15 protein-coding genes, 1 tRNA gene and 1 pseudogene are annotated in these 14,702 nt (G+C 65.4%); 7 read left to right on the forward strand and 10 right to left on the reverse strand.

Annotation, left to right across the window (positions count from 1 at the left end; genetic code table 11):
* Window positions 1-2: 2 nt before the first annotated feature.
* From cysS to ATC04_RS15495, 3 genes are all read right to left on the reverse strand, one after another.
* The gene (gene cysS, locus ATC04_RS15485) at window positions 3-1,454 is read right to left on the reverse strand and encodes a cysteine--tRNA ligase (protein WP_047117920.1); all 1,452 of its coding nucleotides are present in this window, start codon (window positions 1,452-1,454) and stop codon (window positions 3-5) included.
* A gap of 91 nt (window positions 1,455-1,545) precedes the next feature.
* Window positions 1,546-2,781 (reverse strand): 2-C-methyl-D-erythritol 4-phosphate cytidylyltransferase, encoded by a 1,236-nt coding sequence (gene ispD / locus ATC04_RS15490; RefSeq protein WP_047117921.1) that lies wholly within the window; start codon window positions 2,779-2,781, stop codon window positions 1,546-1,548.
* Window positions 2,782-2,885: 104 nt separating this feature from the next.
* A complete protein-coding gene (locus ATC04_RS15495) occupies window positions 2,886-3,371 on the reverse strand; it encodes a CarD family transcriptional regulator (RefSeq protein WP_047117922.1) in 486 nt (161 codons plus the stop codon).
* A 355-nt stretch (window positions 3,372-3,726) separates the two neighbouring features.
* Between ATC04_RS15495 and ATC04_RS15500 the strand changes: the two genes are divergently transcribed.
* Complete coding sequence (locus ATC04_RS15500) at window positions 3,727-4,263, forward strand: hypothetical protein (protein ID WP_047117923.1); 537 nt, start codon at window positions 3,727-3,729, stop codon at window positions 4,261-4,263.
* A 111-nt stretch (window positions 4,264-4,374) separates the two neighbouring features.
* Here ATC04_RS15500 and ATC04_RS15505 read toward each other — a convergent pair whose 3' ends face one another.
* Window positions 4,375-5,055, reverse strand: a complete 681-nt coding sequence (locus tag ATC04_RS15505; RefSeq protein ID WP_047117924.1) for a response regulator transcription factor — start codon at window positions 5,053-5,055, stop codon at window positions 4,375-4,377.
* Window positions 5,052-6,266, reverse strand: coding sequence for an ATP-binding protein (locus ATC04_RS15510; protein ID WP_047117925.1), 1,215 nt, complete (start codon window positions 6,264-6,266; stop codon window positions 5,052-5,054). The genes ATC04_RS15505 and ATC04_RS15510 overlap by 4 nt, the downstream gene beginning before the upstream one ends.
* Window positions 6,267-6,477: 211 nt before the next feature.
* On the opposite strand from ATC04_RS15510, the gene phoU reads away from it, so the two are divergent.
* Window positions 6,478-7,131, forward strand: coding sequence for a phosphate signaling complex protein PhoU (gene phoU / locus ATC04_RS15515; protein ID WP_047117926.1), 654 nt, complete (start codon window positions 6,478-6,480; stop codon window positions 7,129-7,131).
* A gap of 195 nt (window positions 7,132-7,326) precedes the next feature.
* Here phoU and ATC04_RS15520 read toward each other — a convergent pair whose 3' ends face one another.
* From ATC04_RS15520 to ATC04_RS15535, 4 genes are all read right to left on the reverse strand, one after another.
* Window positions 7,327-7,629, reverse strand: coding sequence for a DUF4193 domain-containing protein (locus ATC04_RS15520; protein ID WP_038993831.1), 303 nt, complete (start codon window positions 7,627-7,629; stop codon window positions 7,327-7,329).
* A 201-nt stretch (window positions 7,630-7,830) separates the two neighbouring features.
* A complete protein-coding gene (locus tag ATC04_RS15525) occupies window positions 7,831-8,574 on the reverse strand; it encodes a phosphoglyceromutase (protein WP_047118194.1) in 744 nt (247 codons plus the stop codon).
* A gap of 127 nt (window positions 8,575-8,701) precedes the next feature.
* Window positions 8,702-9,019 carry a DUF2516 family protein gene (locus tag ATC04_RS15530; protein ID WP_052772188.1) on the reverse strand — a complete coding sequence of 106 codons (318 nt, stop codon included), beginning with the start codon at window positions 9,017-9,019 and terminating at the stop codon, window positions 8,702-8,704.
* A gap of 67 nt (window positions 9,020-9,086) precedes the next feature.
* Complete coding sequence (locus ATC04_RS15535) at window positions 9,087-10,244, reverse strand: PLP-dependent transferase (protein WP_047117927.1); 1,158 nt, start codon at window positions 10,242-10,244, stop codon at window positions 9,087-9,089.
* Between the two features lie 96 nt (window positions 10,245-10,340).
* On the opposite strand from ATC04_RS15535, the gene tmk reads away from it, so the two are divergent.
* From tmk to ATC04_RS15555, 4 genes are all read left to right on the forward strand, one after another.
* Window positions 10,341-10,994, forward strand: a complete 654-nt coding sequence (gene tmk, locus ATC04_RS15540) for a dTMP kinase (RefSeq protein WP_047117928.1) — start codon at window positions 10,341-10,343, stop codon at window positions 10,992-10,994.
* Window positions 10,991-12,145, forward strand: coding sequence for a DNA polymerase III subunit delta' (locus tag ATC04_RS15545; RefSeq protein ID WP_047117929.1), 1,155 nt, complete (start codon window positions 10,991-10,993; stop codon window positions 12,143-12,145). Before tmk ends, ATC04_RS15545 begins: the two co-directional genes overlap by 4 nt.
* 54 nt (window positions 12,146-12,199) lie before the next feature.
* Window positions 12,200-13,720, forward strand: coding sequence for an alpha/beta hydrolase (locus tag ATC04_RS15550; protein ID WP_231736003.1), 1,521 nt, complete (start codon window positions 12,200-12,202; stop codon window positions 13,718-13,720).
* Window positions 13,721-13,802: 82 nt separating this feature from the next.
* Window positions 13,803-13,874: transfer RNA gene (locus ATC04_RS15555), tRNA-Thr, on the forward strand.
* 54 nt (window positions 13,875-13,928) lie between these two features.
* Here the strand turns inward: ATC04_RS15555 and ATC04_RS20120 are convergent.
* Window positions 13,929-14,147 (reverse strand): annotated as a pseudogene (locus tag ATC04_RS20120) (helix-turn-helix transcriptional regulator); the annotation flags it as partial.
* A gap of 102 nt (window positions 14,148-14,249) precedes the next feature.
* Here ATC04_RS20120 and ATC04_RS15560 point away from each other — a divergent pair.
* Window positions 14,250-14,465 carry a hypothetical protein gene (locus ATC04_RS15560; protein ID WP_047117930.1) on the forward strand — a complete coding sequence of 72 codons (216 nt, stop codon included), beginning with the start codon at window positions 14,250-14,252 and terminating at the stop codon, window positions 14,463-14,465.
* The last annotated feature ends 237 nt before the right edge of the window (window positions 14,466-14,702 follow it).

Genomic DNA, 14,702 nt, shown 5'->3' on the forward strand with positions numbered 1-14,702 from the left:
TTTTAGTTCTCGAGGGTCCAGCGGGCGCCGTCCGCTGAATCAACTACGGTGATTCCGGCGGAGGCCAGCGCGTCGCGGATGGCATCCGAGCGGGCCCAGTCCTTGGCGGCGCGGGCTTCGGCTCGTTCAGCCAGCTGCGCCTGGATCAGCGTGTCAAGCACCTGATGTTCGGCCGAGGCCGCGGCTCCGGTGTCCTGGCGGGCGTCGTCCAGCCCCAGAACCCGGGTCATCGCCAGTACCTGGCCCAGCGCCTCGGCCACCGCGCCGTCCTCATGCGCGTCCAGCGAGGCGTTGCCGTGGCGGACCGTCTCATGCAGCGAGGCCAGCGCCATCGGCACATTCAGGTCGTCGTCCATCGCGGCGCCGAACGCCTGCGGCACGTGCGTGGCGGTGATGGCCTGGGCGGCCTCGCCCAGCCGGTATCGGGCGTTGGAGATGAAGGTGTCGATGCGCTCCACCGCGGCGCCGGCCTCCGTCAAGGAGTCCGGGCGGTAGTCCAGCATGGAGCGGTACTGCGCCTGGCCCAGGAAGTAGCGCACCACGCGGGCGTCGGCCAGCTCCAGCATCTCTTGCGGGGAGATGGTGTTGCCCACCGACTTGGACATCTTTTCGCCCTCGTAGGTGACCATGCCGTTGTGCATCCAGTAGTTGGCGAAGCCGTGGCCGGCGGCCGCGGACTGCGCCAGCTCGTTCTCGTGGTGCGGGAAACGCAGGTCCAGCCCGCCGCCGTGGATGTCGAAGTGGGTGCCGAGGTACTTGGTGGCCATGGCGGAGCATTCAAGATGCCAGCCCGGGCGTCCGCGTCCCCAGGGGCTCGGCCAGGACGCGGTGAGTGGATCGGTGTCCTTGTGCCCCTTCCACAGCGCGAAGTCCCGCGGGTCGCGCTTGCCGCGCGGATCCGCGTCGGTGGCCGCTTGCATGTCGTCGATGTTCTGGCGGGTCAGCGCGCCGTACTGCGGATAGGAACGCACGTCGAAGTACACGTCCCCGGAGCCGTCGGTGGCCGGGTAGGCGTGGCCGCGGTCGATCAGCAGCTGGATCAGCTCGTGCATCTCGGTGATGTGGCCGGTGGCGCGGGGCTCGTAGGTCGGGCGGCGCACGCCCAGCGTCTCGTAGGCGCGGGCGAATTCCTGCTCGAACCGGTAGCCCAGCGCGAACCATTCTTCGCGCGGCGTGTAGTACTCGTCGGCGGTGAAATCCTCGGCGAAGGAGTTCGCCGACTTTTCCAGGATCTTGTCTTCAATATCCGTCACGTTGCGCACCGTGGTGACCGCGAAGCCGCGGTACTCGAGCCAGCGCACCAGCACGTCGAAGACGATGGCGCTGCGCACGTGCCCCACGTGCGGCATGCCCTGCACGGTGGCGCCGCAGTAGTACAGCTTCACTTCACCGTCGGTCAGTGGCTGGAAGTCGCGTACGGAAGCGGATTTGGTGTCATAGAATCGCAGGCTCACGGTTTAAGGTTATCCGAAGAACCTGCCGCTTGCGTGCGGGGCTTGGAGCTCGCCGCGCTGAGCGCCGCCCCGCCAGCTTCCGGGATGGAGCCTACGGGCGTTCGTAGACCAGTGCGGTCGCGTAGGCGGTGATGCCTTCCCCGGCGCCTTCATATCCCAGCCCGTCGCTGGTGGTGGCGGTAATGCTCACCGGTGCTCCGGCCGCCGCGGAGAGCACGCGGTTGGCTTCCTCGCGGCGTGCGCCGAAGCGCGGGCGCCGCCCGACGAACTGCACCGCGATGTTACCGATCTCAAATCCTGCCTCGCGGACCAGGCGCGCCGCTTCGGTGAGCAGGCTGACGCCGCTGGCCCCGGCGAACTCCGGGCGGTCGACGCCGAAGTGGGTCCCCAGGTCCCCGATGCCGCTGGCGGAGAACAGTGCATCGCAGGCGGCATGGGCCACGGCGTCGCCGTCGGAGTGCCCTGACAGCCCGATGTCTTCCGGGAAGTACAGCCCGGCCAGCCACATTTCGCGCTCCGGGTCGGTGCTTACGGCGTGGATGTCGATCCCGGTGCCGACGCGGGGCAGCAGCATGTCCTGGGGCTCATTCCTGTGGGGTGCTTCGGTGGTTGCGGCGGCCAGCTGTTCGGCGGCGGCCAGGTCATCCGGGTGGGTGACCTTCAGCGCCCGGGCGTCCCCTGCCACCACATGGACCGCGCCGCCGGCGGCGCGGACGATCGAGGCGTCGTCGGTGACCGCAGCGAGCTGCTCTTCGCTCAGCGTCCCGAGCCCGGCGTGCGCTTCGCGCAGCGTGGCGGCACTGAATCCCTGCGGGGTCTGCACCGCGCGCAGGGTCGAGCGGTCGGGGGTCTGGACCACCAGCTCGCTGCCGGCAGGGTCCGTAGCGACGACTGAAATGGTGTCGGTGACGGGCAGCGCGGGGATGGCCGCGTCGCAGCCGGGAACTTCCAGCTGCTCCAGCACCCGCTGGAACAACGCGGCGGGGGCGAAGGCGCGGGCGGCATCGTGGACGAGGATGAGCTCGGCATCCGGACAGACCTGAGCCAGCCCGTTGCGCACGGATCCGGCGCGGCTCGAGCCGCCGGGGGCGGTGCGCACCGAATCGGGGTAGCCACGCAGCGCTTCGGCCAGGCGGTCGTCATCGGGCGGGGTCACCACGATGACCTCGCGAATCCCGGGCACTTCCAGGATGCGGTCCACCGCGTGCTCGGCCAGGGATTTGCCGGCGATTTCCACCCGGGCCTTGGGGATTCCGGCGCCCAGCCGGGTGCCCATTCCCGCGGCCACCAGGATCACCGATGCGTTGCGCTGTTTCACTTGGTTCACAGGGAAGAGCTTATCGCGCCCGAGCGACGGCCACCGGCCGTCGGGTTAAATGCAAAACCGCGGGTGCGCATGATGCGCCCCGCGGTGTTGTCAGGTGATTCTTCCTAGGCGGAAGCCAGAACCTCGTCCAGCAACCCCTCGGCCTTGGTCTCGTCGAGATCCTTGGCCAGCGCCATTTCGCTGATCAGGACCTGGCGCGCCTTGGCCAGCATGCGCTTCTCGCCAGCGGAGAGGCCTCGGTCGTTCTCGCGGCGCCACAGGTCGCGGACAACCTCAGCCACCTTGATGACGTCACCGGAAGCAAGCTTCTCAACGTTCGCCTTGTAACGGCGCGACCAGTTGGTCGGCTCTTCGGTGAATTCAGCACGCAGGACATCGAACACATGGTTCAAGCCCTCCGGATCTACCACGTCTCGCACGCCAACCAGATCAATCTTGTCGGCGGGAACTTCGATAGTCAGGTCTCCCTGAGCTACGCGAAGCTTGAGATACATTTTCTCTTCGCCCTTGATCTTGCGCAGCTTGATCTCCTCGATCGTTGCAGCGCCGTGGTGCGGGTAGACAACAGTCTCGCCAACCTCAAAAACCATGTGGATAAACCCCTTTCCCACCTTCCAGTCTACCATGTCTGGCGCGGACGCCGGTTCCACCGTGCCCCGAATAACCGCGAAATCATGCGGAATTCCCTCTTCCAATCGCCGGAGGAACGTGGTATGAAAAGAGTGTGCACGTTGCCCACCTGACCCTTTCCCCATCGGGCAACTTGTCTACAAGCTGTCGAAAAGTGTGTGTTGCACGTCGCTAAATCGCGTCTTTGACCAAAAAACGGCTAGGCTTAGAGGTAATCGTGGTCAATACGGCTGTCTGCACTGATCCTTTGGTGCCGACCGTTTCACGCGGCCGCGAACCGAAGCATCTCATTATTCTCACCGAGGAGTTAGTGTCGTGATCACCGCACGCATGACCGTTGGACGCCGCGTTGCCGCGTCCCTCGCTGTGGCTGCCCTGGCATTCGGTGTCACCAGCTGTGGCGCCATCAACCAGCAGGCCACCGATATCGACTACGCAGCCAGCGACGGAATCAACGTCGACGTTGCCGATGCCGAGGTCCGCAACCTGATGTTCGTGACCAACGCCGAGGCCACCGACGCTCGCCTGATCGGCACCGTCGTCAACGACGGCAAGTCCGACCTGAGCCTTCAGATCAAGGCCGGCAACGCCTCGCCTGTAACCGTCAAGGTGGCCGCCGAGGGCCAGACCAAGCTGGAAGACGAGAAGAACAAGACCGTCATCAGCGACCTGGGCATCATGGCCGGCCAGCACGCCGACACCAAGTTCACCGTGTCCGGCACGACCGTAGACTTCTCGGTTCCAGTGGTTGACGGAACCCTGGCCGAATACCGCGACTTCGTTCCGGGCGGCTACGAGGCAAGCACCAACGAGCACCTGGTTCCAAGCCCTAAGTCCGAGTCCGGACACTAGGCTTCAGAACAGACGAACCCCGGCGGCGCCCACTGCACAGTGAGGCACCGCCGGGGTTTTCTGCTTGCCGACGGCCGCCGCCCGCAGCGGCTCCCGGCAGGGCAGTTCCTGCTAGGCCACGAACTTGTATCCCAGGCCGCGCACGGTCACCAGCAGTTCCGGCGCCGCCGGGTCGCCTTCGATCTTCGAGCGCAGGCGCTTGACGTGCACGTCCAGGGTCTTCGTGTCGCCCACGTAGTCGCTGCCCCAGACGCGGTCGATCAGCTGGCCGCGGGTCAGCACGCGTCCGGCATTGCGCAGCAGCATTTCCAGCAGTTCGAACTCCTTCAGCGGCATGGCCACCTCGGCGTTGTTGACCGACACGATGTGGCGCTCCACGTCCATGCGCACCGGGCCGGCGGTCACCACGTTGCTGACCAGCTCTTCGCTTTCGCCCTGGCGGCGCAGTACTGCCCGGATGCGGGCCAGCAGCTCGCGCGAGGAGTACGGCTTGGTGACGTAGTCGTCGGCGCCCAGCTCCAGGCCGACCACCTTGTCGATCTCCGAGTCCTTGGCGGTGAGCATGATGACCGGAACCTGGCTGTTCAGGCGGATCTGGCGGATCACCTCGGTGCCGGGCTGGCCGGGGAGCATCAAATCCAGCAGGACCAGGTCCGCGCCATGGCGTTCGAACTCGCTCACCGCGACAATCCCGTCGTCGGCGACCCTGACCTCGAATCCCTCCCGCTCCAGCAAATAGGACAGCGGGTCCGAAAGCGATTCCTCGTCCTCGACAATCAAGATGCGGGTCATCGGCGTCCTCCTTCACGGTCTTCCGCAGACGCGGCAACCGCTTGTTTCTTCTTCATATCTGCGGCCGGCTCAAGCGCTGCAGCCGGTTCTTCATCCATCATGGGAAGTCTGAGTGTGAACGTGGAGCCCTGGCCCGGCTGCGACCACAGCGACACCTCGCCGCCGTGGTTGGCCAGCACGTGCTTGACAATGCTCAGGCCCAGCCCGGTGCCGCCGGTCTGGCGCGAGCGGGCGCCGTCCACGCGGTAGAAGCGCTCGAATACGCGTTCCTGGTCCTCCGCTGAAATGCCGGGGCCCTGGTCGGTCACGGAAATCTGGGCGTAGCCGTCGCGTTGCCGCACCCCCACGCCCACGGTGGTGTTCGGCGGGGAGTAGCGGATCGCATTGTCGATCAGGTTGCGCAACGCGGTCATCAGCAGATCCGGATCCCCGTGGAGCTCTTCCTCCAGGCTGCCGCCCACCGAGACGGTGATGCCCTTTTCCTCTGCGAGCAGCTTGTTGCGGTCCACCGCTTCGGCGATGACCGGGGCGAGCTGGAACTCGCGGCCGTGGGTGATCGCGTCGCTGGACTGCAGCCGCGAAAGCTCGATGATGTCCTGCACCAAGGCTGCCAGGCGCCGTGATTCCTTGCCCATGCGCGTCGAGAAGCGCAGCACCGCCTGCGGGTCGTCGGCAGCTTCGCTGATCGCCTCGGCCAGCAGCGAGATCGCGCCGACCGGGGTCTTCAATTCATGCGAGACGTTCGCGACGAAGTCGTTGCGCATCGCCTCGGTGCGGGTGATCTCGGTGCGGTCGTCGGCCAGCAGCAGGATGTACTCGTCCCCCAGCGGGGCCACGCGCACATGCACGATCAGCTGCCCGGCACCCAGGGTCGCGCGCTGCAGCTCGTACTGGCTTTCGGCGATCACGCCGTCGGCGCGTACCTGGCGCACCAGCGCCAGCAGCTCGTCGTGCACCAGGGTGTGCCCGCGGACCAGGCCGTAGGCGTAGGAAGCGGGGTTGGCGCGGACCACTCCGTCGACGTCGTCGAGGATGACGAAGGCGCGCCCGATCACGGAGAGCACCGCGGCGGCGCCTTCCGGCAAGACTGGCTCGTCGACCTCGGGCAGCCGGGCGGTGCGGCTTTGCGAGAACCGGAAGGCCAAGATGCCCACGACTCCCAGCGCCAAACCGAGCACCGCGGCAATCAAGATCGAGATTACTTCGTTCACATCTTTAGACTATCTTTCATCCATGGGACTTTTGTCCGCAGATGACGCGAAAACAGCCATTTCGGCGCGCTGTTCACCAAACGTTCACCTTTCCGGGAATAATCGTTAATCACCCGCTGGCATTCTGGATTCAGACCCTCCGCCATGCCCGAAAACAGAACCATGTTCACGCGGGCGTGAGCACCTTCCGAACCTTGAAAGGGAATATTACGTGCGCAAGGTATTTCAGGCCGATCTGCAGCAGATCGGCGAAGAGCTGATCGAGATGGCGAACCAGGTTGCCGTCGCCATGGACCGGGCGTGGGAATCGCTGGCCAACGCCGATGTGGAGCTGGCCCAGGAAGTGATCGCCGCCGATGCAAAGATCGACTTCCTGCAGAACCAGCTTGATGAGCGCGCCATCGACACCCTCGCGCTGCAGGGTCCGGTGGCTTCGGACCTGCGCATGATCGTCGGCTCGCTGCGCATGAGCGCCTCGCTGGAACGCATGGGAGACCTGGCCCGCCACCTGGCCCAGTTGACCCGCCTTCGTTTCCCGAGCCGTGCGTTGCCATCGGAAATCACCGGCACCTTCTCGCAAATGGCCCAACTCGACATCCAGATCGCCGAGGCCGTCGCGAAGCTCCTTGACACCCGCGACCTGCAGATTGCCCGCGACATCATCGAACTGAACCACCGCTTGGACGCCCTCCACGCCAGCGTGTTCACCCAGGTGGCCGACGAGGCCTGGACCGCGAATGCGCCGACCACCGTCGACGTGTCGCTGACCAGCCGCTATCTGGAGCGCTTCGGCGACCACGGCGTCTCCGTCGCCCGCAAGGTCACCTACCTGGTGACCGGTGAATGGGATCCGTCAGAGGTCTAGGCGCACCAAACCAGCTTGAACGCCGCGGGCGCCGGGGAGAATTCCCCGGCGCCCGCGGCGTCCTGGCTTAATCGACGGCAAGCCCCTGACGCGGCCCGGAAATCCGGCTTAAACGACTGTAGAGGCCACCTCGGCGGTTGGCCTCTACCGTCAATGTGTTCTGCGCATTCGCAGAGCACGGCGTCTAGGGAAGGCTTAGCCTTCGCACTCGACGCAGAATCCTACATTGCCCTCTTCACGTACAAGCTGTGAACGGTGGCGGATCAGGAAGCACGAACCACAGATGAATTCGTCGTCTTTCTGCGGAATGACCGTAACGGTCAGTTCCTCGTTGGACAGGTCTGCACCTGGCAGGTCCATGCCGTCGGTGTGATCGGTTTCGTCGAGCTCGCGCACCACGGACTTGGCGTCTGGTGCGTTGGCGGACTTAACCGCGTCCAGAGAAGCCTTGCGCGCCTCGGCAACGTCCGGGCGGACTTCGTCGTAATCAGTTGCCACGAATTGCATTCCTAACGTGAGCCATTGAGCCTATTCGAAATAGGAGATTACAGCATAGTAATACCAAAAAGACAATCCTTAGTCATGGTTTCGCTCACAGCCGGAGATTTCATGGCAACCTCCCGTTAAACAGCAACGGCGGCACCGCTGGCCAAGCTTGTGGGAGCTGGCCGGGGCGGTGCCGCCGAAAAGCCGGGTTGGCTAGCGGCCCTGGTTGGCGACTGCCTTGATGGCGTCAGCCGCGGCTTCTGGATCCAGGTAGGTTCCGCCGGCAGTGATCGGCTGGAAGTTGTCGTCCAGTTCATACACCAGCGGGATGCCGGTCGGGATGTTCAGTCCGGCGATGTCCTCGTCGCTGATGCCGTCCAGGTGCTTGACCAGTGCGCGCAGCGAGTTGCCGTGCGCGGTCACCATGACGGTCTTGCCTGCGGACAGGTCGGCCTTGATGTTGTTCTCCCAGTACGGCAGCAGGCGCTCGAGGACGTCCTTGAGGCATTCGGTGCGCGGTGCGTCGTCGCCCAATGCGGCGTAACGCTCGTCGCCGATCTGGCTGAACTCGGAGTCGTCGGCCAGCGCCGGCGGCGGGGTGTCGTAGCTGCGGCGCCACTGCATGAACTGGTCCTCGCCGAATTCGGCCAGGGTCTGGGCCTTGTCCTTGCCCTGCAGCGCACCGTAGTGGCGCTCGTTCAGGCGCCAGTCGCGGTTGACCGGGATCCACGAACGCCCGGCGGCTTCCAGCGCCAGGTTCGCGGTGACGATGGCGCGGGTCAGCAGCGAGGTGTGCAGAACCTCAGGCTTGTAGCCTGCCTCGGCCAGCAGCTGGCCGCCGCGGGCGGCCTCTGCGCGACCCTTTTCGGTCAGCGACACGTCGTACCAACCGGTGAAAAGGTTCTTTTCGTTCCATTCGCTCTGTCCGTGGCGAAGCAAAATCAAAGTGTGGCTCATGATTTCCATCTTATCCAATGGCGGGGCATCTCCGGCTGAACGTTACCGCCGAACGCAAAACCCGGGCCGCGACATGTATTACATGCTGCGACCCGGGTTGAGCCGAAAACTTCGCCGGAGGACCGGGCTAGTAGTTGTACCAGCCGCCGCCTTTGCCGCTCACTGCGGGCTTCACGTCGGCCAGGTAGACGCAGGCGACGCAGGCGCCGATCAGCTGGAGGAATCCGCCGCTGCCGGCGCTGAGCACGGACAACGCCGCGACCACGGCACTGCCGACGGTCAGCGCGGTCCAGAAGCCCTTGGTGCGCTTGCCCTCCTGGGCGAAGCGGTCTGCCGGGTGGCGCAGGCAATCAACCACTGCCCAGACGGCCAGCACCAGGATGACAATCCCGAGGGCGCGCAGCATGTAGGCCTCGATCAGGAACGCAAGATTCATGAATTGCATGTTTTCACCTTACCGTCGACTCGTGCTCCGCGCTTCACATGCCACGCGACTGATATCCGAGCTGGCCTCAGATCCGTTCCAGCGCCTGGGACAGGTCGTTCCACAGGTCTTCCACGTCCTCGATGCCCACCGAAAGGCGGATCAGGTTCGCCGGGACAGTGGCCGGCTCCGAGGCGTGCCGGGCACGGCGTTCAGCCAGGGTTTCAACCCCGCCCAGCGAGGTGGCCGCGGTGATCAGGCCGAAGCCCGCGACCACCGCATCCGCCTCCTGCGCGGCGGACCCGACTTCGAAGGCGATGACCGAGCCGAAGCCGTCCATCAGCTCACTGGCTCGCGCATGGCCGGGATCCTGCGGCAGGCCCGGATAGCGCACCACATTGACCTTCGGGTGCGCGGCCAGGCGCTCGGCGAGCAGCTGGCTGTTGACCTGCGAGCGCTCCAGCCTGACGGCCATGGTGCGCACCCCGCGCAGCGCCAGGAAGACGTCCATCGGGGAGGCGATCGCACCGTGCAGGGTGCGGTAGCCGTGCAGCTTGGTGTGCAGCGTTTCGTCGCGGGTGGCCAGCGCGCCCATGATGACATCCGAATGCCCCGACAGATATTTTGTCACCGAGTGCACCACGAGGTCCGCGCCCAGTTCCAGCGGCCGCTGCAACAGCGGGGTGGCGAAGGTGTTGTCCACGATGCCCAGCACGCCCTGCGCCTTGGCGGCGGCCAGCAGCGCCGGAAGCTCGGCGACTTCCAGCATCGGGTTGGTGGGAGATTCCAGCCACAGCACGTCCGCGCCCTGCAGCGCGCCGAGCACCTGCTCGGTGTCGGCGACGTCCACCGCGCGCAGGGTGAAGCGCCCGGCAGTTTCCAGTTCCTTGGCCAGGCCCAGCGTGCCGTTGTAGGAGTGGGCCGGCAGCACCATGGTCCCGCCCTCGGGCACCAGGCTCAGCGCCGCGGCGATCGCCGCCATGCCGGAGGAGAACACCAGCGCCGGCAGCTCGGAGCGCTCCAGCGCGCCGAGCACCTGCTCGAAGGGATCCCAGGTGGGGTTCGAGAACCGCGCGTAGACCTTTTCGCCTGCAGCGGCGATCCCCTGCGAGTGGTAGGTGGAGGTGAAGGTCACCGGGTGGTTGACCGGAGCGTCCAGCCCATGGGCCGGACGTCCCCCGGCAACGATCAAAGTCTTGGGATCCCAAGAGGCAACAGGGGCGGCGGATTCTGCGGGGTTGGTCATATCCACCAGATTACGCCTGGCGTTTGTCTGCGTCCCGAAGCGTTTCACTTCATTTCGTCGCACGGGATCCACAGGCAGGTTCGTTAGGCTAGTGGGGTGAGTATCGATTCGTCCGCCCCTGCCCGCGGCCTGTTCATTGTCTTTGAAGGCGGCGACGGCGCCGGCAAGTCCACCCAGGTCCAGCGCACCAGCCAGTGGCTGCGGGAGCGCAACGCCACCGTGCTGACCACCCGCGAACCGGGCGGCACGCAGATCAGCGAGGAGCTGCGCGCCCTGGTGCTGGAGCACGGGCACGGAGAGATCGACGCCCGAACCGAGGCCCTGATGTACGCCGCGGCCCGCGCGGCCCACGTCCAGCAGGTCATCATCCCGGCGCTGGAAGCCGGCACCCACGTGGTCTGCGACCGTTTTGTCGATTCCTCCCTGGCCTACCAGGGCGTGGGGCGCGAGCTCGGCGTGGAGGCTGTCGCGTCCATCAACAATTTCGCCACCGGCGGCCTGGCCCCGGACGCCACCATCCTGCTGGACATCTCCGCGGCCGACGGCCGTTCCCGGCGCATCGCCGGCACCGGCGGCGTCGAGGAATCGGACCGGCTGGAATCCGAGCCGGATGCCTTCCACAACCGCATCCGCACCGCCTTCGCGGACCTGGCCGCCAAGTCGCCGGAACGCTACCTGGTGCTCGACGCCAACCAGGGCATCGAGCAGCTGCAGGCGCAGATCACCGCGCGTCTGGAGGACCTGCTGTGATCCGCCCGGTCTTCGCGGACCTGGCAGGCCAGCAGCGTGTCATCACCACGCTGACCGAGCAGGTCGACCAGGGCGACCCCACCCACGCATGGCTGTTCACCGGTCCCCCGGGTTCCGGGCGCACCACCGCCGCACGCGCCTTCGCCGCGGCGCTGCAGTGCACCCAATCCCCCGCCGGCTGCGGCGCCTGCCCCACCTGCGTCAGCGTCGTTGCCGGCAAGCACCCGGATGTCACCTTCATCTCGACCGAGAAGTTCGAGTACCAGGTCAGGGACGTGCGGGAGATCATCACCCAGGCCCAGGACAAGGCGTCCCAGGCCCGCTGGCGCATCATCATCATCGAAGACGCCGACCGCATGTCTGAGCGCAGCGGCAACGTGATGCTCAAGGCCATCGAGGAACCACCGGCGAACATGATCTGGATCCTGTGCGCGCCGTCCCCGGCCGACGTGCTGGTCACCATCCGCTCGCGCTGCCGCGCAGTGAACCTGTCCATCCCCTCCACCGAAGAGGTCGCCCAGCTGCTGGTCCGCCGCGACGGACTGGACCTGGAACTGGCGCGCTTCGCCGCCCGCGCCTCGCAGTCGCACATCGGCGTGGCCCGCCTGCTGGCCCGCGACGAACAGGCCCGCATCCAGCGCGAGAAGGTCGTCACCCTGCCTTTGCGCGTGACCACCCTGCCGCAGGCCATGGAGGCCGCCGCGGAGATCTCGAAGCTGTCGGCCGAGCGCGCCGAGCACATCACCGGCGCCGACCTGCAGCACAAGGTCGCCGAGCTGCGCAAGGCCAACGGCCTGGGCGAGGAGGAGAACATCCCCGCCGGGCTGCGCGGGCAGTTCCGCGAGCTGGAAGAGAACGCCAAGCGCTTCGCCCGGCGCGCCAGCTTCGATGCCATCGACCGCACCCTGACGGACCTGACCACTTTCTTCCGCGACGTGCTCAGCCTGCAGCTGCACACCCAGGTCGAGCTGGTCAACGAGCACCTGCGCGAGAAGCTCAACGCCTTCGCCGCCCACCAGAGCCGCGAAAAGACCCTGTCGCAGATCGACGCGATCGATGAAACCCGCCGGCGCATCGCCGCCAACGTCAACCAGCTCATGGCGCTCGAGGCCCTCATGGCCCGGCTGCTGCAGAACCCCGGCCGCCGCTAGCTTCCCGGATTCCCCCACCCGGACTGCGCATCCACCCCCAAGGAGACCACCATCTTGTCCGCACGACGCAACCTGTACCGCCTGTCCGCCACGGCCGCCGCGCTCGCCCTGGGATTGACCGCCTGTGCGCCGACCTCCGGCGAAGACGGCGAGGGCAACGCAGCCGACGCCACGAAGACCGAGGTACCTGCACTTCAGCAGTACTACACCCAGCAGGTTGATTGGGAAAAGTGCGGCAGCACCATCGAATGCGCTGACATCGAGGTCCCGCTGGACTACGCCGCACCGGAAAAGGACAGCATCATGCTGGCGCTGAACCGCCGCGCCGTCGACGGCGCGCAGGGCAACCTGCTGGTCAACCCCGGAGGCCCGGGCGGCTCGGGGCTGGACATGGTCGCCGAATCGGTCCAGCTGATGCTCAGCAACGACCTGCAGCGTGCCTACAACATCATCGGCTTCGATCCCCGCGGCGTGGGGCAGAGCACCCCGGTGACCTGCCAAACCGACAAGGAAATCGACGCTAGCCGCCAGGAGAACCTCAAGGCCTGGGATCCGGCGGACCGCGACGAGGTCGAGGCCGATACCGAGGACTACGCCAAGGACTGCGCGGAAAACACCGGAGACCTGCTCGGGCATGTGGACACCGTCTCCGCGGCCAAGGACATGGACATCATCCGCGCCGTGCTCGGCGACACCCAGCTTGACTACCTGGGCTACTCCTATGGCACCTTCCTCGGCTCCACCTACGCCGATCTCTTCCCGCAGAAGGTCGGCCGGTTCGTGCTGGACGGCGCCATGGACCCGCTGGCCACAGCGCAGCAAATGACCCTGGCCCAGGCCCAGGGCTTCGAAGGCGAGATCGACGCCTGGCTGCAGAACTGCCTTGAAGGCGAGAACTGCCCGTTCACCGGAAATCTCGACGAGGCCAAAACCCAGCTGCAGGACTTCTTCGCGCGCATCGAAGAGCAGCCGCTGGAGTCTTCGGACGGGCGCACCGTGCCGATCATCGACTTCATCAACGGCTTCATCATCCCGCTGTACGACGACATGAACTGGCCGTACCTGACCCAGGGCATGGCCGCGGCCATGCAGGGCGACGTGGACCAGATCCTGTACTTCTCCGACCTGTCCGCCGACCGCCAGGAAGACGGCAGCTACGGATCCAACTCGACCGATGCGTTCACCGCAGTCAACTGCCTGGACCGCCCGATGGACGCGAGCGAGCAGGCCATGGAGGCTGACGCCAAGGCGCTGGAAGAGGCCTCCCCGACGATCGGCAAGTACTTGGCCTACGGCGAGCTCACCTGCGACAAGTGGAGCTACAAGGCCACCGGCCAGCCCGAGTCGCTGGACGCTCCGGGGTCCAATCAGATCCTGGTGGTCGGCACCACCGGCGACCCGGCCACTCCCTACGCCTGGTCGCAGTCGCTGGCCGAACAGCTTCAGAACGCCACCTTGCTGACCTACGAGGGCCACGGCCACACCGCGTACGGACGCTCCAACCAGTGCATCACCGACGCCGTGGACGGCTACCTGATTGACGGCAAGGTCCCCGAAGCGGGCACCGTCTGCTAATTGGCAGCGCGAATTCGCCCGTCGTTTTGACGTTGCTAGTTCTACTTGGATAAAGTTACACAGTGCCTGCTTGCAGGCGCAGGCCTCCTTAGCTCAGGGGTAGAGCAGCTCCCTCGTAAAGAGCAGGTCGCCGGTTCAAATCCGGCAGGGGGCTCGATACGCCGTCACCATCTGGTGACGGCGTTTCGTCTTTAACCTCTCCAGTCTCGATCCATTCCAGCGGAACGCCGGTGCGCAGCGCCCAAAGTCTTACGAATGAACGGTTAGGTTCGCGCTCATCATTGATCCAGCGCGAAACGGTGTTTCGGCTGACTTCCAGATAATCAGCCATTTCCTGCGAGGTAATATCTGCAAGCTGTAGCGATTTACGCAGCCTGTCACCCTGCGAGAAACGCAGCAAGTCATGTCTAATCGGTTCAATGCTCATACATCAATCATTGCACCTCGGGGCGACATTTTGCAACGATCGGTGCACCGTGCCCGTTAGGTGATTTGCACCCAACGATGAATATGGTGCACAATGTGTTGCATGACTGGATTCATTGCACCCAACGGGAGCGTTTCACCTAAGGACCTTATTGGCTCCGGTGGCGCTGCTGCGCTGCTGCAGGTGGACAAGTCCACATTGAGCCGCCGCATATCCTCCGGCAAGATCAAGCCCTTAGCTCGCCTGGACGGGCCACATGGCCCGTTCGTTTTCGATCGTTCAGAGATTGAGCAGCTGGTCAAGGAGTCGACCAAGTGAGCGGCCCACCAGATCCACGCACAGACGCGGACTACGCACAGCTGATCCGGGGCTACCTCAGATGGCTCTCACGCCGACAACGGCGACTGGCAGGTGTTGCCAGATAGTCCAAAACACCAAACCCCACCACTAGCCGGGAACCACGGCATCAAATTGGTTCACTCACGCGAAACCCGCCAATGGGCACAAGGGAACTAGCGGGGTCATCGGCCGTCAGAGGGCGTCGAAACCCCGTGC

The sequence above is a fragment of the Arthrobacter sp. YC-RL1 genome (assembly GCF_001454985.1).
Lineage (GTDB): Bacteria > Actinomycetota > Actinomycetes > Actinomycetales > Micrococcaceae > Glutamicibacter > Glutamicibacter soli.